Consider the following 19,414-nt stretch of genomic DNA (forward strand, 5'->3'; position numbering starts at 1 on the left):
AGGGAACGGCCCGCCGGGCGGCCGGGTCGTTCCAGCGGTTGGCTGTCCCACGGCATTGCAGGAGGCAGGATGCTGGACAAGCGCCTCTACCACCATCTGGTCAGCTGGTTGGGGCAGTGGCCCGCCGGCCGGGCGTTGCAGGTGGTGGGCTCGGAGCGGCGGGTGCGTCCGGGCTGGGACGGCCGACCGCATCCGGTCGTCGGCGTCGGCGCACCCGGCGGTGCCGTGCTGTCGGTGCCGCCGGAGCGGGTCGAGGCGGTCCGGGCGCTGACCGATCTGCCGGTCGGTGATCTGCTGGCCAAGCTGCCGGCGGCGGTCGGCTACGCCGGCTGGCACGCGCACCGCGCCGTGTTCCGCTACTGCCTGGCGCCCGCGCCGCTGCCCGACGCGGGTGACTGGATCTGCCCCGACGACGAGGTGATACCACCGTGGCTGCGGGTGTTCGGCGACCCGGTGCTGGTCGCCCGGGACGCTACCGGGGCGTTTCTGGCCGGGGTCGGTCTCAAACGTCACGACGCCCACGGGCAGGAGATCGCGGTCGGCACCGTACCGGCCGCCCGCGGCCGTGGCCTGGCCCGCCGGCTGGTGGCGCAGGCCGCCCGCCGGGTGCTCGACGGCGGTGCCGTCCCGACCTACCTGCACGGACCCGGCAACGGTGCGTCGGCGACCGTCGCCGACGCGGCCGGGTTCCGTGACCGTGGCTGGACCGCCTACGGCATCTCCGAGGACTGACTCCGCCGGCTCCGCCACCGGGGTCCGGGCGGCGCTTCATCCGGTACGGGCGATGGCGGGCCACCCGGTCGACCAGGACGCTGCCTGTGGGTGGAGGGAGCGGACGATGCCGCGGACAACCAGGGCGACCACGTCGATGCAGGCCACCAACGACTTCTTCGACAGCCTCGGCCACAAGGAGAACGCCGTACTGCTGCGCCAGATCTCCGGGACGGTCCGGTTCGACCTGGCACACGACGAACGGGTCGACTACTGGTTCGTCACCCTCGACCAGGGCGTCGCCGTGGTAACGCAGGAACAGCGGGACGCCGACTGCGTACTGCGTACCGACCGGAAGATCTTCGAGGCGATGACCCGGGGCGAGATCAACCCGATGGCGGCGATGCTGCGCGGTCAGATCATGGTCATCGGCGACCTGCGGCTGCTGATCCTGCTCCAACGGATGATGTCCGGTCCACCCGGTGCCCACGATCCACGCGCGTTCGCCCGGCGGGAAAGGACTGAGCGATGACCGAGGGAATGGTCAGCATCCTGGACGGCAACACCTTCGTGGTCAGCGACAGTCAGGGCGACATCGACGCGTCGCCGGCCGCGCCGACAGGTCTCTTCTCGTTCGACACCCGGTTCCTGTCCAAGTGGCAGCTCACCGTGAACGGTGAGCGGCTGAGCTCGCTGTCAGTCGACGACCTGCAGTACTTCGAGGCGAGGTTCTTCCTGGTGCCGGGGGAACCGACACACTACGTCGACGCCGACATGTCGGTGATCCGGCAGCGCTGGGTGGGCGGCAGCTTCGACGAGGAGATCACCATCCTCAACCACGCGCAGGAGCCGATGGAACTCATCGTACGGCTGGAGGCCGGCAGTGACTTCGCCGACCTGTTCGAGATCAAGGACGTCCGGCACAAGGTCGGCAAACACTACGCCCATGTGGAGCGGGACAGCCTACGACTGGGCTACCAGCGGGAGAGCTTCCACCGCGAGACGATCATCACGAGCAGCGAGACGGCGGCGATCGACGAGCGTGGGCTGAGCTTCACCATCGTCATCGAGCCGCACGGCAAGTGGATCACCCACATCAAGGTGAAGACCACGGCCATCGGACCCGACGGGCGGGACCTGCGGGAGGGGCTGCTCGGCCAGCACTTCGACCGGGAGAAGCCGGAGATGCGCCGCGAACTGGAGGAGTGGGTCGCCCGGGCACCACGGCTGGCCTGCGACTGTGAACCGCTCGCCTCGACGTACAAGCGGAGCCTGGTCGATCTGGCGGCATTGCGGTACACCCCGTTGTCCCTTGGCGGGCAGTCGGTACCGGCGGCTGGTGTGCCCTGGTTCGCCACCATGTTCGGCCGCGACAGCATCTTCACCAGCCTGCAGTCCCTGCCGTTCGCCCCGGAACTGGCATCGGCGACGCTGCGCCTGCTCGGGGCCCTGCAGGGCAGCAAGCTGGACGACTTCCGCGACGAGGAGCCGGGCAAGATCCTGCACGAGATCCGCTACGGCGAGTCGTCGGCGTTCGAGGAGCAGCCGCACACGCCCTACTTCGGCGCCGCCGACTCGACTCCGTTGTTCGTGGTCCTGCTCGACGAGTACGAACGCTGGACCGGTGACGGCAAACTGGCACAGGCACTGGAGTCGGAGGTCCGGCGGGCGCTGCACTGGATCGACACCTACGCCGACCTGCTCGGTAACGGCTACATCTGGTACGAGCGGCGCAACGAGGCGACCGGCCTGGAGAACCAGTGCTGGAAGGACTCCTGGGACTCGATCTGCTACCGCGACGGCCGACTGCCGGGGTTCCCCCGGGCCACCTGCGAACTTCAGGGGTACGCCTACGACGCCAAGGTGCGGGCAGCCCGGATGGCGCGCACCATCTGGAACGATCCGGGCTACGCGCAGCAGTTGGAACGGGAGGCCGCGGACCTGAAGGAGCGGTTCAACCGGGACTTCTGGGTCGCCGACGGGGAATACTTCGCGCTCGCCCTCGACCCGCAGGGCGGCCAGGTGGACGCCCTGTCGTCCAACATCGGCCACCTGCTGTGGAGTGGCATCGTCGACGACGCCAAGGCCAAGAAGGTGGCCAAGCACCTGGTCAGCCCGCGGATGTTCTCGGGCTGGGGGGTGCGGACCCTGGCCGAGGGGGAGGGCCGCTTCAACCCGATCGGCTACCACGTCGGTACGGTCTGGCCGTTCGACAACTCCTTCATCGCCTGGGGGCTGCGCAAGTACGGCTTCGTCGAGGAGGCGTCCCGGATCGCCGACGGGATCATCAACGCCGCGCAGTTCTTCAACGGCCGGCTGCCGGAGGCGTTCGGCGGCTACGACCGGGCGCTGACCAAGTACCCGGTGGAGTACCCGACCTCCTGCAGCCCGCAGGCCTGGTCGACCGGGGCGACGTTGCTGCTGCTGCGGACCATGCTCGGCCTGGAACCGCTCGGCGAGCACCTGGTCGTCGACCCGGCGTTGCCGATCGGCATGGGTCGCATCGAGCTGCTGGACATTCCGGGCCGGTGGGGACACATCGATGCGTTCGGGCGTGGCCGGATGGACATCCATCGCAAGAAACGCCAGCCCGCCTGAGCGTCACCACCCGAGTAGGGTGGTTGACTGTGCGGGTCGGGATCGCAATCTTGCCGGACGATTCCTGGTCGGTCACCGCGGACCGGTGGCGGCAGGCTGACCAGTGGGGCTTCGACCACGCCTGGACGTACGACCATCTGGGCTGGCGGGACCTGGTCGACGGGCCGTGGTTCGACGCGGTGCCGACACTGGCCGCCGCCGCCACCGTCACCTCCCGGATCCAGCTCGGCACCCTGGTCGCGTCGCCCAACTTCCGCCACCCGGTGCACTTCGCCCGGGAGGTCACCGCGCTGGACGACATCTCCGACGGTCGGCTGCTGCTCGGCGTCGGCGCCGGCGGGCTCGGGTTCGACGCGACGGTCCTCGGCGCCGAACCGCTGCCGCCACGGGCCCGGGCCGACCGGTACGCCGAGTTCGTCGACCTGCTCGACCGGCTGCTGCGCGAGCAGCGGGTCAGCTGGCACGGGCGCTACTACCAGGCGGTCGACGCACGTAGTACGCCAGGCTGCCGACAGCAGCCCCGGGTGCCGTTCGTGGTGGCCGCCAACGGGCCACGCACGCTCGCCCTGGCCGCCCGCTACGGGGCGGGCTGGGTGACCACCGGGACGGTCTTCGACGACCTGGAGGGATGGTGGGCGTCCGTGGCGACGCTCGCCGGCCGGTGCGCCGAGGCACTCGCCGCCGCCGGCCGGGACCCGGCCGATCTTCGGCGCTACCTGTCGCTGGACTCGGCACCGGTCTACTCGCTGACCAGCGCCGGCCACTTCACCGAGGCGGTACGGCGAGCCGAGGCGCTCGGGTTCACCGACGTCATCGTGCACTGGCCACGCCGCAGCAGCTGGTACGCCGGTGACGAGCGGGTGCTGACCGAGGTGGCGACCGACGTCCTGCCGGGGTTGCGCGGCTGAGCCGCGGCCGCGAAACGTCCCGCGCGCCGGATGTCCGGTGCTGCCGGATGTCCGGTGCTGCCGCGTGTCCGGTGCTGCTGTGTGTCCGGTGCCGCCGGCCGCGTGGTCAATCCGCGGCGGCCCGGGGCACCGGAGCGGCCTCGTCGCTGGCGCGTAACGCGGCGACCTCGGCGCGCAGGGCGGCCAGTTCGGCGGTGAGCGCGACGACGTCTTCGCGGGTCGCGGGCGCTTTCGCCGCGTCGGCCTCGTCCGACGCCGCGGAGATGCGTTCCACGATCCAGCTGGCCAGTGAACCGGTGACGAAACCGATCAAGCCGATTCCGCCGATCATCAGGGCCAGCGCGACGAACCGGCCGGTCGCGGTCACCGGGTAGAAGTCGCCGTACCCGACGGTGGTGATGGTCACCACCGACCACCAGAGGGCATCAGGGTAGGACGTGATGCCGGTCTCCGGATGGTTGCGCTCGGCGTCCAGTACCGCCAAGCCGGAGACGATCACCAACAGCACGGTGGTGGAACCGACGTACAGTGCGAGCCGGCCGCGGGCCCAGACCTCGGTCCGTCGGGTCAGTGTGATCACCGCGGTCACCAGGCGGAGCATCCGCAGCGGCCGGAGCACGGGCAGCACCAGCACGATCAGGTCGAACAGATGCGCCCGGACGAACCGCCACCGGTTGCTGGCCAGCCACAGCCGGGCCAGGTAGTCGACCCAGAACACCAGCCAGATCCCGATGTTGGCCACGACACACGCGGCACGCCAGCGAGTCGGCATCTCCGGATGCAGAATGGGCGCGGCATACACCACGAGGAACGCCACGGCGAGTACGGTCAGCACGCCTGCCGTCCGGTGTTCCCACCTGGCGATCCGATCCTGGTTCCCGAGCTGGTCCTGTTCCCCGGGCCGGTCCTGGTCCCGGGGCTGGGTCGCGTGATCCTGGAGAGACATGCCCGACAGGCTGCCTGATGGTGGCAACCGGCCGCATCCCGGCCCACCGGGATCCGGCCGGAAGACTGGCCGGACGACCGGCCGCCGGGTCGGGCCGCCGGCTGGCCGCCGGCCCCACTGGCGTCCCCCGATGTGGCGGCGCGGCGCGGACCGCTTCCAGCACCCGGCGCAGGTGATCGCCGGCGGCTTCGCGACCGCGATCCTGGCCGGCGCGGCGTTGCTGATGGTGCCGGCGGCCAGCCGGTCCGGCGAATCCGCGTCCCTGGTCGACACATTGTTCACCGCGACCTCCGCGGTCTGCGTGACCGGACTGGTGGTGGTCGACACGGCCGGCCACTGGTCAACCTTCGGTCAGTTGGTGATCCTGGCCCTGATCCAGATCGGCGGGCTGGGCATCATGACCCTGGCAACGCTGTTGACCGTGCTGCTGTCGCGTCGGCTCGGTCTGCGGGCCCGGTTCCTCGCCCAGGCGGAGACGAAGTCGTTGAGCCTGCGCGACGTGCGGCGGGTGGTGCGCAACATCGTGCTGTTCAGCCTCGCCAGCGAGGTCGCGGTGGCGGTGGTGTTGACCGCCCGGTTCGCCCTCGGCCACGACTACCCGGTGGGCCGGGCGATGTACCACGGGGTGTTCCACGCGGTGTCCGCGTTCAACAACGCCGGCTTCGCGCTCTACCCGGACAGCCTGATGCGGTTCGCGGACGACCCGTGGATCATCGTCACCGTGGCTGTCGCGGTGATCGTCGGCGGCCTCGGTTTCCCCGTGGTGTTCGAGCTGCTGCGATCCTGGCGTCGTCCGGGCACCTGGTCGGTGCTGACCCGGATCACCGTGGTGCTGACCGCCAGCCTGCTGGTGCTGGGTACGGTGGTGTTCACTCTGGTGGAGTTCCGCAATCCGGCCACCTTCGGTCGACTTGACGGCGCGCACAAGGTGCTGGCCGGCTTCTTCGCGTCGGTGATGACCCGTACCGCCGGCTTCAACAGCGTCGACATCGCCGGAATGCGGCCGGAGAGCCTGCTGCTCAGTGACATCCTGATGTTCGTCGGTGGCGGCAGCGCGGGCACCGCCGGCGGGGTGAAGGTGACCACGGTGGGCCTGCTGGCCTTCATGCTGTGGGCCGAGATGCGGGGCGAGACCCAGGTGAACATCGGTGCGCGCCGGGTGCCGGAGAACAACCAGCGGCAGGCGCTCGCGGTGCTGCTGCTGGCCTTGGCCGCGGTGGCGGTGGCGACGTTCACCTTGCTCGGCATGACCCGGTACACGCTGGATCAGGTGCTGTTCGAGGTGGTTTCCGCGTTCGGCACGGTCGGTCTCTCCACCGGCATCACCGCCGGACTGCCGCCCGCGGCGGACCTGTTGCTGATCATCTTGATGTTCATGGGCCGGATCGGGCCGCTGACCGTCGCGTCGGCGCTCGCCCTGCGGGAACGGATCCGGCGGTACGAGCTTCCGGAGGAGAGGACGATCGTTGGCTGACTCACGCAACGAACCAGTGGTGGTGATCGGGTTGGGCCGCTTCGGCGGCGCGCTCGCGATGGAACTGGCCGGTCGAGGTACCGAGGTGCTCGGCATCGATGGTGATTCGAAGATCACGCAGAGTTTCAGTGGCCAGCTGCCGCACGTGGTGACCGCCGACGCGACGGACCTGGAGGCGCTGCGGCAACTCGGCGTGGCCGAGTTCCACCGGGCGGTCGTCGGCATCGGCACCGACATCCAGGCGAGCATCCTGGCCACCTCGCTGCTGTCCGAGCTGGGAGTCGCGGACATCTGGGCCAAGGCGATCAGCCGGCAGCACGGCCGGATCCTGGAACGGATCGGCGCCCACCATGTGATCCTGCCCGAGCACGACATGGGGGAGCGGGTGGCGCACCTGCTCACCGGCCGGTTGCTCGACTACGTCGAGGTCGACCGTGATTTCGCGATGGTCAAGACGACGCCGCCGCAGGAGGCGGTGAGCGTGCCGCTGCGCGAGTCGCGGGTCCGGTCGCGGTTCGGGGTCACCGTCGTGGCGGTCAAGAGCGAGGCGCAGGGCGTGAACGCGCGCTTCACCTACGCCACGCCGGACACGGTACTGATGTACGGCGACATCATCCTGGTGATCGGCAAGATCGACGACGTGGAGCGGTTCGCCGAGTCGGCGTGACCCGGACCGCCGGACGTGCCCGATCAGCGGCGGGGCCGGCGGGCGTGGTAGACGAACGCGGGTGGCAGGTTGCCCAGCACCGTACGCCCCATCACGACCTCTTCGAACCGGTCCCGCAGCAACTGCCGGAACCGCCGGGCCGGCGGAGTCTGCGCGGCCAGCACGTAGGCGAAGGTGGTGAACGCGCCGTCGGGCTCCAGCACCTCGCAGACCGCACCGAGCGCACCGCGTTGCAGTTCCTGGGGGAAGGACGCCCACGGCAGGCCGCTGACCACCACGTCGACGGCGCGCACGCCGCGCTCGGCGACCAGCGACCGGCAGTCAGCGGCGTTTCCGGTCAGCACCTCGACCCCTGGATGCCGGCTGGCGAGCAGGCCGGCGAGGGCGGGACTCAGCTCGATCGCCAGGTGCCGGCCCCGGCCGCCCAGCCGGTCCTGGATCACCTTGGTGAAGGCGCCGGTGCCCGGGCCGAGTTCGACGACCACCGGCTCCCCCCGCTCGGGAATGGGCGCGGTGATCGCGGCAGCCAACCGCCGGGAACTCGGCGCGACCGCGCCGACACGGGTGGGCGAACGGAAGAACTCCCGCAGGAATGCACCGGTGTCGCCGCGCGTCCGACCGGCGGCCACCGGCGGGTGGCCGGGGGTGGTGGTCTCGGACACGGGTACGGACATGGAGCGCTCCTCAACGTGGGGGGACGAGCCGGCGGACCGGCAGACCCAAAATGTAGACGATGACACCACGTGTCGACGGCGGTCAGCCGGTCGACGGCGGTCAGCCGGTCGCGGTGAGCAGACCACGCAGGTAGCCTGCCTGGCCGACGTGTCGCAGGTCGTCGGTTGCCACGCTGACCAGCCGTACACCCAGGGTGACCGGCGGATCCCACCGCTCGTCGACGACCCGGTCCAGGTCGGTGCCGGTCAACGTGATCAGGAAAGCACGGGTGCGCCCGGCGACCGCCGCCTGGTACTCGACCAGCGCCGCCGCGCTTTCCGGGGCGATCGCCGCCACCTGCTCGGCCGAGTGGCCGTACCCGGTTTCCGTCGGGTCGGCCGCGGACAGCGCAGTTGTTCCGAATTCAGCCCGTGCACCGCGTCGTGTACCAGGTCGGGCAGCCGGTCGAAGGTCTCCACCAACAGCGCGCTCGCATCTGGCTGCGATGCCGAAACGTCGGCTCACAGGTCGTCGAACGGCGTGGCGTAGCGGAACCGACCGTACGGCGCCGGGTCCGGGCCGAGCAGCCGGACCTGGAAGTGCCGGCCCCACTGCGGGTCGGGCGCGATGATGCCGAATTCGGCTGCGGCCCGGAACCCGAACCGGCGGTAGAAAGCCGGGCTGCCGAGCAGCGCCACCAAGGGCTCGTCGAGTGCCTCGGCCGCGCCGAGGACGGCGTGCATCAACGCCGTACCGACCCCGGTGCGCTGCCGGTCCGGGCGGACCGCGAGCGGACCGAGGCCCAGCACCGGTCGGTCGTCGCCGAGGTACGCCCGGGTGCAGACCACGTGCCCGACGATTCCGCCGGCCGGGTGGCCGCTGCCCGGCTCGACGAGTGCCACCAGGGACAACTCCGCAAGCCATGACCCGTCGGCCCGCAAGCGGTCCAGCAGAGCGACCTCGACCGGTGCCTCGTCGGGTGTGCCGGTCCGGGCGAACGCCGCCGCCACGACCCCCCGGACGGCCCCGACGTCGTCCGCCTGCTCCCGCCGTACCAGCATGACCACCATTAGCGCGGCCGTCCGGTGCGGGGACAACCGAATTCCGGCCGGGCCGGCCCGGGGCCGCGCCACGCCTGGGCCACGACACCGTCGAGCGTTTGCCGGACCGGCAAGAAAGGTTGCCGATACGGTGACCTCAGCCAATCCTGGGTGCTGGAGGTGGTCAGCGTGACTGACGACAACATGGCGGACCGACCCGCCTACCGAGCCGCGGTGGCCGTGATCGGCGGCGGTGCCGCCGGGCTGAGTGCGGCACTGACCCTCGCCCGGGCCCGCCGGTCGGTGGTCGTGATCGACGCGGGCGAGCCGCGTAACGCGCCGGCGGCCGGCGTTCACGGCTTCCTCAGCCGCGACGGGATGCCGCCGGCCGAGTTGGTCGCCGCCGGCCGTCAGGAGGTCCGAGGGTACGGCGGGATCGTGCTGCCGGGCCGGGCGGTCGCCGTGCGGCGCACCGGCGACGGCTTCGAGCTGCGGCTGGCCGACGGGGCGGCGGTGGCTGCCCGGCGGCTGCTGTTTGCCACCGGTGTGGTCGACGAGCTGCCGGACATCCCCGGGTTGCGTGACCGCTGGGGCCGCGACGTGCTGCACTGCCCGTACTGCCACGGGTGGGAGGTCCGTGACCAGCCGATCGGGGTGCTGGCCACCAGCGACATGGCGATGCACCAGGTCCTGCTGTTCCGGCAGTGGAGCTCGGATGTGCTGCTGTTCACACACACCGGTGCCGAGCTCGCCGACGAACAGGCCGAGCAGCTGGCGGCGCGTGGGATCCGGGTGGTGCCCGGCGAGGTGACAGGGCTGGAGGTGACCGACGACCGGCTGACCGGCGTACGGCTCGCCGACGGCACCGTCGTGCCCCGCACCGCGGTGACCGTCGCCTCACGGCTGCGGGTCGTCGACGGGCTGCTGGCCCAGCTCGGGGTGCCGGTCACCGAACACCCGAGCGGCTTGTCCGAGCAGGTCGAGGCCGACGAGACCGGGCGGACGCCGGTGCCGGGTGTCTGGGCGGCCGGCAACCTGACCAGCCCGTTCGCGCAGGTGATGGCGGCTGCCTCGGCCGGAACCATGGCGGCGGCGGCGATCAACGCCGACCTCGTCGAGGAGGACACCGCCGCGGCCGTACGCCGGCACCGGGCAGCAGCCGCGGCGGCTGGTGACGCCTCGGCCGGTGACGCCACGACGGAGCAGGCGCACCTCGGTCATCGACCCGATGGTCCCGGGCACGATGGCGATGGCGCCGGGCCCGATGGCGTCGGGCACAGCGGGCCGGCCGACGTCGCGGACCTGCTCGCCGCGGGATTCTGGGACGAGCGGTACGGCTCCGTCGAACGGGTCTGGAGCGGCAACCCCAATCCGCGTCTGGTCACGGTCGTCACCGATCTGCCGCCTGGCACCGCCTGCGACGTGGGCAGTGGCGAGGGGGCCGACGCGATCTGGCTGGCCGGCCGGGGGTGGGAGGTCACCGCGGTCGACGTGTCGCAGGTGGCGCTGCGCCGCGCGGCCGACCACGCGGCGACCGTCGGCGACGAGGTGGCGAAGCGGATCACCTGGCAGCAGGCCGACATCCGTACCTGGGGGCCGCCGCCGGCCAGTTTCGATCTGGTGACCGCGCACTTCGTACACCTGCCGGACCCGGACCGGGCGATGCTGCACCGCCGGCTGGCCGCCGCGGTGCGGCCCGGCGGTAGCTTCCTCGTGGTCGGCCACCATCCGTCCGACCTGGACATTCCCGGGGTGCGCCGGCCCCGGATGCCCGACCTGATGTTCACCGCCGAGCAGGTCGCGGCGGCGCTGGAACCGGACGAGTGGGACATCGTCACGCTGGCCGCGCTGCCGCGTCCGGCGACCCACCCGGACGGTCAGGAGATCACCGTCCACGACGCGGTGCTGCACGCCGTCCGTCGTCGCTGACCTGCGTGCGGAGATCCAGCGAGCGGGGCGCCGGGCGAACTGCCCGACGCCCCGCGTGGGCAGTTGCCCGGCACGTGACGACCGCTCGCGCGGTCCCGGTCACTCGATCACGATGTCCCCGCCGGAGGCGGTGATGCCGGTCAACGCGGTGCCGGTGTAGCCCCAGTTGGAGGAGAACATCAACCGGTCACCGTCGAAGACACTGACCGCGACGGCGTCGTAGCGACCCAGCCACCGCAGGTCGTACCCGACCACCACCATGGTCAGGTCGGTGGCCACCGGAACCGGCTGCTGCGGGGTGGACAGGTCGTACAACGTCACCCGGTAGCGCAGCTCGGCCAGCCGGTGCTCGCCCACGGTCGTGGTGCCCAGCGACTCCAGCGTCGCCCCCTGGAACTTGTGCCGCTTGTCCCCGGTCCGGTAACCGACCAGCGCCTTGCCGGCCAACTGCCCGCCGGCGGTGAACCGCCCGTCGAAGTCGAACTCGATCCGGTGGTCCGGGTCCAGCGGGTAGGCGCCGGCGGTCCGGTCGCTGCGGACGTACCCGGTGCCGTCGACGCTGAACCCGGTCGACGGTGTGACGGTGACCGTGTCGGTCGTGCTGCCGGTGTGCCGGCCGGTGACCGTCGTAGTCACCTCGTGCACGCCGAGCGGCAGCGTCACCCGGCAACTGGCCGTGCCGCCGGTGGTGTCCGTACCCCACAACCTGACCTCGGCGGCGCACAGCGTGGTGTCCCCGGTGGCGAAGGCCAGCTGGGTACCCCGGACGTCTCCGGCCTGCCCGGTGACGACGGCCCGCAGCAGCACCTCGGCCTCGGCCGCGCCGGGTGCCGGGTGCACGACCGTATCGCCGGCGTACGCCAGTTGCTGCAGCGCGCGGACCTGGTCGATGCGGATGTCGGCGTCGTTGATGTCGAAGAAGACGTTGCCGACCGCCTCGATCCTGATCCGGCCGGTGGTGGTGTCGATGTTGGGCAACGTCACCGTGGCGCTGCCGGTGTTCGGCACCGCCTGCGCCAGCACGTACGGGAAGGTCTCGGCGCCGTCGACGGACAGCGAGATCCGCACCTGTGCCGCACCGACCGGGGCGGCGTCCGTGCCGGCCACGTCCCAGCTGATCTCCTGGGTGGACCCGCCCAGGTAGAACACCGGCCGGTCCTGCGAGGTCACCAGGAACGGGCCGGCGTCCGGTGCCAGCACCAGCGCGGTCTCGGCGTTGCCGATGCCGCCGCCACCGGGCCGCCCGTCCCGGGCGGTCAGTTTGAAGTGCATCGTCCGGTCGTTGGCGTAGCCGACCCAGTCGGCGGTCGGCAGGAACTCCGAGTAGCAGTCGACCAGCGCCTGCGGCAGGTTCGAGGCGCTGCCGCTGGCCGGCGGCTCCGGCGCGGTCGGGCAGGACCCGGTCACCGCGTTGGTGTTGCCGGCCAGGATCTGGGCCATGTCCGGGAAGATTCGGGTCGGGTTGTCGTCGACCGCGTTCAACCCGGGGGAGTAGTACTGCTCGGTGTCGTCCGGGCCGACCAGCGCCGCCGTGCCGAACACCCGGAACAGCGGGCCGTTGGTCTTGACATTGTCGACCAGCGCGGTGCCGGCGCTGCTGCCGCCGCTGATCCCGCCCCGGTCGTTCTGCTCCCACATGTAGGTCAGCGCGTCGGCGTCGGCGTCGGTGGCGCTGCCGGTCAGCGCGAACGGGGTCCGTACCGGGATGGTGAACGAGTCCGGCACGGTCACCACCGGGGCGTGGTTGGTGGTCTGCGTGACCTGCCAGCCGCCGTTGTCGACCGGCCCGCCCTTGGCGGTCTCGCCGACGAAACCGCCGGCACCGTCGAGATCGGTCAGACTCAGCGCCGGTACGTTGGTCTGCGCCACCGCGCCGCCGTTGAAGGTGACCTGGAAACCGGCGTCGGTGAGGGCGCCGATGCCGCCGAACGCCGCGACGCTCACCGTCGCGCCGGCCGGCCATCCGCTGATCGCCTCGATCGCCGCCTTGATCCCGGCGGTGGTGTAGTCACCGCCGCGCACGATCGGCGCCGAGGACTGCCCGCCGTAGGTCAGGGTGAACGAGTCCCCGTCGGTGTCGAAGTCGCGCAGCGACACCGTCTGCACCTCGTTGATCGACGGCCGGGTGGCGTTGACGAACGTGGTGATCTCGTAGTAGCTGCGCTGCGACCAGTACGGATCGGTGTGTGGCTGCAGGTTGTCCTGCTGGCAGATGCCCGCGTAGGCCATGATCGACGAACCACTGCCCGGCTCGTACGAGTTGGCGGCGCTGCGGTTGCCGCCGGAGCAGTTCCACTGGGTGCCGTTGAAGGTGTGGTTGCCGGCGAACTGGTGGCCGATCTCGTGCGCCACGTAGTCGACGGCGTAGAAGTCGCCGATCGGATTCGGCAACCCGGTGCAGCCGCGTGCCTTGCCGTCGCCGCCGGCCACGCCGAGCCCGGCGACGCCACCGCCGGGCAGGCCGAAGCCGATGTGCCCGACGTCGTAGTTGCTGGCCCCGACGAGCTGGCCGAGCACGATCCGGTTGCGGTTGAGCGTGGCGCCGGAGCAGCCGGTCAGGTGCGACTCGGCGAAGCACGGTGCCGAGCCGCACGGCCCGTCCGGACCAGCTGCCGCCTCGGCGGTGTTCAGGTTGGTCTTGTCGGTGTCGTTGACGAGCACGAGCCGGATCGCGGTTTCGTCCTCGTAGATCTGAGTGACCCGGTTCACCAGGGTGACCTTGGCGGCGGTGACGTTGTCCGCGCCGAAGTAGGTCGCGTACGACGGGTCGGTCAGGAACGCCAGCCGGTAGGTGCGCAGGGTGACCAGCGGCCCGGCCTGGTCGTCGGCCTGCTGCTGCGCGATGTCTTCGCCGATGGATTCGGCGGCGGCACCCACGTCTGCCCGTTCGACCAGTGTCCCGTGCCGGTTGACCAGGTCGTGGGCGTAGTAGCTGGCGTAGACGCTCTGGTCACGGTGGTACGGGTCGACGTACCAGGCACCGTCCGAGGAGCGGACCGAGGCGTGGAAGCCCAGCGGGGTCAGATCGGCCCGGATCGTCGCCGTCGGATCGTCGACGCCACTACCGGCGTACGTCCTGATCTCCGGGTGTCGGGCGGCCAGGCCGTCCTGCATCACCGGTGAGTCGACGACCTCGAAGCGCTGGATCTCGCCGTTCGGATCCGGCACGGACAGCACCAGCGGGGCGGCCGTCGCCGTCCGGGCCGACTCGTCGGGCGCCCGGTCGAGCTGCGCGGCGATGGCCTCGCGGTCCAGGGAGTACGCCGCCATCCGGCGGGCTTCGATGTCGGCCGGCCGGCCCGACCGGCTGGTCGCGGGCGCACTGTCCAGGGTGGCCCACGGGGTGCCGGCGATGTCCGTGCCGCGTTCGGGTGCGGCGCTGGCCGCCCCGGACGGGCCGATCGCCGGCAGCAGTGCCGCCGCCACCACCGCGACGAGGAGCACGACCAGTCGCCGGCTGCGGGACCTGCCGGTACCGGTCGTCGTCGGTGGAGAGGACTGGCCGGTGGGGGATGTCGAGGAGGTCCTCAAGTTGTCTCCTTGGTTCCGTCACGACCACGGTGCCGCCGGCATGGGCGTATCGGCCATCGGACCGCGGATCTTGAGGCCGATCATGCCTGCTGCGGGGCTTCACTGGTGCCCCGACCGACCCATCGCTCCACAACGGATCCAACCGGAAACAAGGGCGAAATCGCCGGCTCACTGGAACGCGGTCAGGAACCGGTCCCGGAACGAGTCCATTTGCCAGACCGGGGACTCGGCACCGGGCCGCAACCCGTCCTGCCAGTCCCAGTCCGCGATCCGGTCGAGGACCGCCTGATCACGGGTCACGATGGTGATCGGCACGTCGTGGCTGGCACCCGGTCCGGTGATCACCGGTGCCGGCTGGTGATCACCGAGGAAGATCAGCACCAGGTCGTCGTCGCCGCGTGCCTCCAGGTACGAGATGAGAGTGCCGACCGAGTACCCGACGGCCCGTGGATAGTCGCTACGCAGTCCCTCCTCGGCAGAGCGGGTCGGCTCGTCGCCGGCCATCGCCTCGCGGTCGAAGACCGCACCATTGCGTACCGTGTTCCAGCCGACCGGCTTCGGCAACGGGGTCCACGGGGCGTGGCTGGACAGCAGCGCCAGTTCGGCCATCACCGGCTGGTCGCCGTTGCCCCGTTCCAACCGGTCCAGGGCGGACAGGGTGTACTGGTCCGGGATGGACGCGAAGTTGAACCGGTCACCCCGGTAACCCATGTTGCGTGAGTCGTAGACCTGGTCGTAGCCGAAGAACGCCCCCTCCGGCCAGGCCCGCGTGTTGCCCGGAAAGAAGCCGGCGACCCGCCAGCCGGCGTCGCCGAACGCGCGGGTCAGCGTCAGCCGGTCACTGTTGACCAGGCTGCGGTAACGCTGTTGGTTGTCCACCCACAGCCCGGACAGCACGGTGGCGTGCGCCAGCCAACTGCTGCCGCCGACGGTCGAGGAGGTGAGGAAGGCGCTGCGTGAGCCGTACCCTTCGGCTGCCAGACGCTGGGTCCCCTCGTCGAGCACTGCGCCGACCAGTGGCTCGAATTCGGGGTCGGTGATCACGTCGCGGCCGTAGCTCTCCACGAACGCCAGCACCACGTCCTTGCCGCGTAGGCCGGTCAGTAGCTCGTCACCGGGTACGTCGCGGAACGCGTCGACCGCCGCCAGCTCGGCGAACTCCTGCCGGTCGAGCAGGCTCGCCCCCACCTGCGCCGTGTGGTCGTACGCCAGGTGCGAGGTGCCCCGGTCGGCGACCGGCAACCCGATCCGGCGTGCGGGCGTCTCGTACACGATCACCTGCGTACCGAGCAGAGCGAACACCAGCCACCCGGCCGCCGCCACACCGATCGCGCCGCCGACCACCCGGCGACGGGCGGCCAGCAGCCGGGCGATCCGCCGTACGGCCCACACCCCGGTCGCCAGCACCGCAACGGTGAGCCCGACCGCACCGGCCGCCGCACCCACCGCCGCCGCTCCGCCGTACGAGGCGGCCACGAACCGGTAGCCGTCGGCCAGCAGCCCCCAGTCCAGCACCAGGTCGAACGGCCGGTCGAGCACCGAGAAGAACCCGATGTCCATGACCTTGAGCACGGTGAGCACGCCGAGCGCCGCGCCGAGCGCGACCGCGACCGGAGTCCGGGCCCGGTGGGGCAGCACGAGCAGCAGCGCGGCGGCGAGAATCGCCTCGACCGGGATCCGGGCGAACGCGGTCGCGGTGATCAGGTCGAGTTCGTGCGGCAGAACCAGGGCGGTCAGGACCGCCAGCACGGCGACCGCGTTCGCCAGCCGTCCCGACACACGCTGGGCCAGCCGCCCCGACGGACGCCGCAGCCACCACCGGCCCTCCCGCGCCGCCGGCCGTACGCCGGGATCCTCGTCCTCGTCCTTGTCGTTGGTGCCGTGCTCGGTGACGTCGGACAAACCAGTCGCCTTTCCTACCCGTGGACTGACACCTACCTACCTACTACCTACCGGATCACCTTGGTGGCCGGGTATCCAACTCCGGCTGACCGGACGCGACACCATAACCGTCGGGCCGGATGCGCAACAACCAGACACCCAACCACACGTGACGATCGCCGGAGCGGATCGATTGGCACCCGGATCCGCCGCTTCGTCGGCCAGGGCCGAGGCTAGGGTCGACGGGTGACCGGCCGTCCTCGTGGTCGCCCGCCGTCGCCCCGGTTGAATCGGGCGATGGTGGTCGCCGCAGCTGTGGAACTCGTACGCCGGGACGGGCTGGATTCGCTCACCGTCCGCGGGTTGGCGGACCGGCTCGATGTCCGCCCGGCTGCCGTGTACCACCATCTCGGCGGACTCGACGCCGTGCGGGGCGCGGTGTGCGAGGCCGTGCTGTCGACGATCGCGGTGCCGGCGGCCGGGACCGCCTGGCGGACGTGGCTCCGTGACCTGGCGACCAAGGTCAGGACCGTACTACTCGAGCATCCCGGGACATCCGGATGGTTCCGGGTGCAGGGCGCCTACGCCGAGCGGCAGCTGGACATCGTGAACCAGGCTATGGACGTGCTGTTGGGCGCTGGATTCACCGCCGCTGAGGCCGCGCTCGGCTACTCGGTGCTGCTGGCGTTCACACTCGATGTCGTCGAGTTGGAGGACGAGCGCCGGCGCGCCGGCCCGTCGCCGGCTCGGCAGGTCTGGGCCGAGCGACTCGCCCGCTCGGGCCCGGTACCGCTGGCGCCGGGCCTGACCAGTGCACTCACCCTGTTTCTGGCTACCACCCCCGACGACCTCTTCAACCACGGCCTGGCGCTGATTCTCGATGGGATGGACCGACGGCGAGGATGACGGCGAGGACGCCGAAGTAGACCAGATGGCTCGTGGAGAACGGCAGAAAGGCCCGGGCCGCACCGTCGTCGAACAGGAACGACCGCAGCCCCACTTCGATCACCAGGAGACCGACCACCGGGTGGAAGGCGAGTGACCACCGGGGAAGCGTCGAATCTGCTCGGAGCGTGGCAACGATGAGCCCGAGCAGGGTACCGGCCAAGCCCACCAGGCTGAGTCCGGCGGTGATCTGGAACGCCCACAGCATGGTTTCGGTAGCCGGGCCGGTGCCGCTCAGCGTCGTCTCCCAGGCCGCGTCGGACGTCAGCCCGGCGTTGTCGAGGGTATCGAGGACCGGGGCGAAGACGGTGTGGGAAGCCACCGTGGCCAGCACGAAGATCAGCCACAGGACACGGCCGACGCCGGCTGCCTGCCGGTTGATCGGCGTCAGCAGGTTGGTCAGGAGTGGAGTGCCGGCCAGGGCGTAGCAGAGACCGGCTGTCAGCCCGAGCACGACGCTCGTCTGGAGTTGCCAACGCTGTCCGCCGGCCGGTTCCAGGTAGCTGAGATACAGCACGTCGGCGGCGTAGAGGGCGATGGCGCCGGCCGCCAGACCAGCCGCGGTTCGGGGCCCAAGGCCGCTGGAGGGGTTCTCGCGGTCGTCCACGGGTTAATTGTACGACGTACAATTAACCCGTGGACAGCTGGCCGCCTGGGCATCTCCGGAGATCCGGATCAGGCCAGGCCGCCCCGAGCCTCGTCGATCGCATCCGCCACCCGAGCGGCCAGGTCGACATCCAGCGCGGTGACCGCCCCCGCCGTGGCGGTGTGGATGACGATGTGCGCGGTCTGCGGATCCGGGCGGCTGATTCGGGGTCCTCGGCCGGACTCCCGTTTCAGCTGATCCACGCGCAGGAGCACGCGGTCCAGTTGGTCGGCCGGCAGAACCAGGATTCGGCTCAACGCGTTGCGGTCGCCGGTCCAGCCCGGCAGCCGCCGCACCGCGGCCCGCAATTGGCCGTCGTCCAGGGGCGCGGCCTGCCCGTCGGGGCCGACCAACCCGCCGCCGGGCGGTGCCGTAGCGGTCAGCCCGGCCAGGCCGGGTGGCAACGCCAGGTTGTCGATCAGGTCGCCGTCCTGGTCGGCGATCGCGCTCAGCACCGCTTGGGCCCGTTGTTGGGCCTGTTCCGGAAATTGTCCGGCGAGTGCCGCTACGTCGTGTGCGAAGCCCGCCAGATCGTCCGGGCGGCGCCCGGTGTCGGTACCATCGGTGTCGGAGACGACAGGTACCTCGCCGGACAGCTCGGCCGGCAACGATTCGAGCAGCCGGCGCCGGTCGTCGTTGCCGAGCGCCCTGGCCAGCGTGGCGACGGTGGCCAGGGCGGTGGTCTTGGCCTGGTCGAAGTCGAGCCCGGTACGGGCGCTTACCTCGCTGACCAACTCGCGGTAGCGCAGGCGAAGCACGTGTGGGTCGGACGCGGTGTCGCCGTCGGACGTGGGACGGGACGGTCGTGGCGGGGCGGGTGCCGCCGGTCGACGCGGCAGCTCCGTACGCGGGCCCGGTTTGTGCGCGCCGGCCGCAGGCGGACCGTGACGGTCGGCGCGATCGACGCGTTCGGGTTGCTTGGACGCACCCAGACTGACACCTGCCTTACTGGCGCTGCTGCCCTGTTCCCGGGCGTCGCGGGCGAGTGCGCGCCGCTTGCGGTTGTCGCCCTCCACCTGCTTGGCCATGGCATCGACTGCCCGTCCCAGGCCGAGATATGCCTCGCAGATATGGCCTTGTGGTCGGGTTGGGCTCGTCGGTTCAACTGGTCCGGCTAGTCCACCCAGGCCCAGAGGAACCAGAGCCCGTTCGATCCGGCGTTGGGCTGGAACTCGCAGTACCACGTGCCCCACAGGCCGTTGGCGGCACCGTAGTTGCCGTACCAGACGCAGAAGTCGCGATCGTAGTAGACCCCCTGCAGCTCCAAGGCTGCGGCCGCGACGCCCGGTGCGGCTGCGGGCGCGGCGGACTGCGCGGGCGCGGCCAGCGCGGGCGTGCCACCGGTCAGCACCAGAGCGCCGGTCAAGGCGACTGTGGCGATGATTGCGTGAACCTTTCGCATCGATCCTCCTCGGGACGGCATTACTTCGAAGAATATCAATATATATGTCACCTGGAAATGGTTCTGCGCCTGCCCCGAGCGC

At 70.9% G+C, this 19,414-nt stretch carries 17 protein-coding genes; 8 read left to right on the forward strand and 9 right to left on the reverse strand.

What is annotated here, in order from left to right; genetic code table 11:
* The first annotated feature begins 69 nt into the window (after positions 1–69).
* The 4 genes from ACN27F_RS25790 to ACN27F_RS25805 all read left to right on the forward strand — a co-directional run bounded on the left by ACN27F_RS25790 (position 70) and on the right by ACN27F_RS25805 (position 4,217).
* The gene (locus ACN27F_RS25790) at positions 70–732 is read left to right on the forward strand and encodes a GNAT family N-acetyltransferase (RefSeq protein WP_421437749.1); all 663 of its coding nucleotides are present in this window, start codon (positions 70–72) and stop codon (positions 730–732) included.
* Between the two features lie 106 nt (positions 733–838).
* A complete protein-coding gene (locus tag ACN27F_RS25795; protein WP_421437750.1) occupies positions 839–1,243 on the forward strand; it encodes an SCP2 sterol-binding domain-containing protein in 405 nt (134 codons plus the stop codon).
* On the forward strand, positions 1,240–3,309 hold the full coding sequence (locus tag ACN27F_RS25800) for a glycogen debranching N-terminal domain-containing protein (protein WP_421437752.1): 2,070 nt from the start codon (positions 1,240–1,242) through the stop codon (positions 3,307–3,309). The genes ACN27F_RS25795 and ACN27F_RS25800 overlap by 4 nt, the downstream gene beginning before the upstream one ends.
* A 23-nt stretch (positions 3,310–3,332) precedes the next feature.
* Complete coding sequence (locus ACN27F_RS25805) at positions 3,333–4,217, forward strand: LLM class flavin-dependent oxidoreductase (RefSeq protein ID WP_421437754.1); 885 nt, start codon at positions 3,333–3,335, stop codon at positions 4,215–4,217.
* A gap of 106 nt (positions 4,218–4,323) precedes the next feature.
* Here the strand turns inward: ACN27F_RS25805 and ACN27F_RS25810 are convergent, their stop codons facing one another.
* Entirely contained in the window at positions 4,324–5,163 is an 840-nt protein-coding gene (locus ACN27F_RS25810; RefSeq protein ID WP_421437756.1) for a potassium channel family protein, read from the reverse strand.
* A gap of 130 nt (positions 5,164–5,293) precedes the next feature.
* Here ACN27F_RS25810 and ACN27F_RS25815 point away from each other — a divergent pair, with 130 nt between their 5' ends.
* Together ACN27F_RS25815 and ACN27F_RS25820 are read left to right on the forward strand one after the other, a co-directional pair.
* Complete coding sequence (locus tag ACN27F_RS25815; RefSeq protein WP_421437758.1) at positions 5,294–6,637, forward strand: TrkH family potassium uptake protein; 1,344 nt, start codon at positions 5,294–5,296, stop codon at positions 6,635–6,637.
* Positions 6,630–7,304, forward strand: a complete 675-nt coding sequence (locus ACN27F_RS25820) for a potassium channel family protein (RefSeq protein ID WP_421437760.1) — start codon at positions 6,630–6,632, stop codon at positions 7,302–7,304. Before ACN27F_RS25815 ends, ACN27F_RS25820 begins: the two co-directional genes overlap by 8 nt.
* 23 nt (positions 7,305–7,327) lie before the next feature.
* On the opposite strand, the gene ACN27F_RS25825 is transcribed toward ACN27F_RS25820, so the two are convergent.
* The 3 genes from ACN27F_RS25825 to ACN27F_RS25835 form a co-directional block, all read right to left on the reverse strand.
* A complete protein-coding gene (locus tag ACN27F_RS25825) occupies positions 7,328–7,978 on the reverse strand; it encodes a class I SAM-dependent methyltransferase (RefSeq protein ID WP_421437762.1) in 651 nt (216 codons plus the stop codon).
* 100 nt (positions 7,979–8,078) lie between these two features.
* On the reverse strand, positions 8,079–8,315 hold the full coding sequence (locus tag ACN27F_RS25830; protein ID WP_421437764.1) for a DUF664 domain-containing protein: 237 nt from the start codon (positions 8,313–8,315) through the stop codon (positions 8,079–8,081).
* Positions 8,316–8,479: 164 nt separating this feature from the next.
* Positions 8,480–9,019, reverse strand: a complete 540-nt coding sequence (locus tag ACN27F_RS25835) for a GNAT family N-acetyltransferase (RefSeq protein ID WP_421437766.1) — start codon at positions 9,017–9,019, stop codon at positions 8,480–8,482.
* A gap of 168 nt (positions 9,020–9,187) precedes the next feature.
* Here ACN27F_RS25835 and ACN27F_RS25840 point away from each other — a divergent pair, with 168 nt between their 5' ends.
* The gene (locus ACN27F_RS25840) at positions 9,188–10,927 is read left to right on the forward strand and encodes an FAD-dependent oxidoreductase (RefSeq protein WP_421437767.1); all 1,740 of its coding nucleotides are present in this window, start codon (positions 9,188–9,190) and stop codon (positions 10,925–10,927) included.
* 99 nt (positions 10,928–11,026) lie between these two features.
* Here the strand turns inward: ACN27F_RS25840 and ACN27F_RS25845 are convergent, their stop codons facing one another.
* Both ACN27F_RS25845 and ACN27F_RS25850 read right to left on the reverse strand, forming a co-directional pair.
* Positions 11,027–14,458, reverse strand: a complete 3,432-nt coding sequence (locus tag ACN27F_RS25845) for a M12 family metallo-peptidase (RefSeq protein WP_421437768.1) — start codon at positions 14,456–14,458, stop codon at positions 11,027–11,029.
* Positions 14,459–14,626: 168 nt separating this feature from the next.
* Entirely contained in the window at positions 14,627–16,360 is a 1,734-nt protein-coding gene (locus tag ACN27F_RS25850) for a sulfatase-like hydrolase/transferase (protein WP_421437770.1), read from the reverse strand.
* A 225-nt stretch (positions 16,361–16,585) separates the two neighbouring features.
* Here ACN27F_RS25850 and ACN27F_RS25855 point away from each other — a divergent pair, with 225 nt between their 5' ends.
* Positions 16,586–17,245: a TetR/AcrR family transcriptional regulator C-terminal domain-containing protein gene (locus tag ACN27F_RS25855; protein WP_421437771.1), complete on the forward strand. Its 660-nt coding sequence runs from the start codon at positions 16,586–16,588 to the stop codon at positions 17,243–17,245.
* On the opposite strand, the gene ACN27F_RS25860 is transcribed toward ACN27F_RS25855, so the two are convergent.
* The 3 genes from ACN27F_RS25860 to ACN27F_RS25870 all read right to left on the reverse strand — a co-directional run bounded on the left by ACN27F_RS25860 (position 17,193) and on the right by ACN27F_RS25870 (position 19,332).
* Positions 17,193–17,891: a hypothetical protein gene (locus ACN27F_RS25860; protein WP_421437772.1), complete on the reverse strand. Its 699-nt coding sequence runs from the start codon at positions 17,889–17,891 to the stop codon at positions 17,193–17,195. The two genes, ACN27F_RS25855 and ACN27F_RS25860, sit on opposite strands and share 53 nt — an antisense overlap.
* Positions 17,892–17,959: 68 nt before the next feature.
* Positions 17,960–18,958 carry a DUF2267 domain-containing protein gene (locus ACN27F_RS25865; RefSeq protein ID WP_421437774.1) on the reverse strand — a complete coding sequence of 333 codons (999 nt, stop codon included), beginning with the start codon at positions 18,956–18,958 and terminating at the stop codon, positions 17,960–17,962.
* Positions 18,959–19,044: 86 nt separating this feature from the next.
* Entirely contained in the window at positions 19,045–19,332 is a 288-nt protein-coding gene (locus ACN27F_RS25870) for a hypothetical protein (protein WP_421437776.1), read from the reverse strand.
* Positions 19,333–19,414 lie beyond the last annotated feature (82 nt).

The organism is Solwaraspora sp. WMMB335 (assembly GCF_049179075.1).
Lineage (GTDB): Bacteria > Actinomycetota > Actinomycetes > Mycobacteriales > Micromonosporaceae > Micromonospora_E.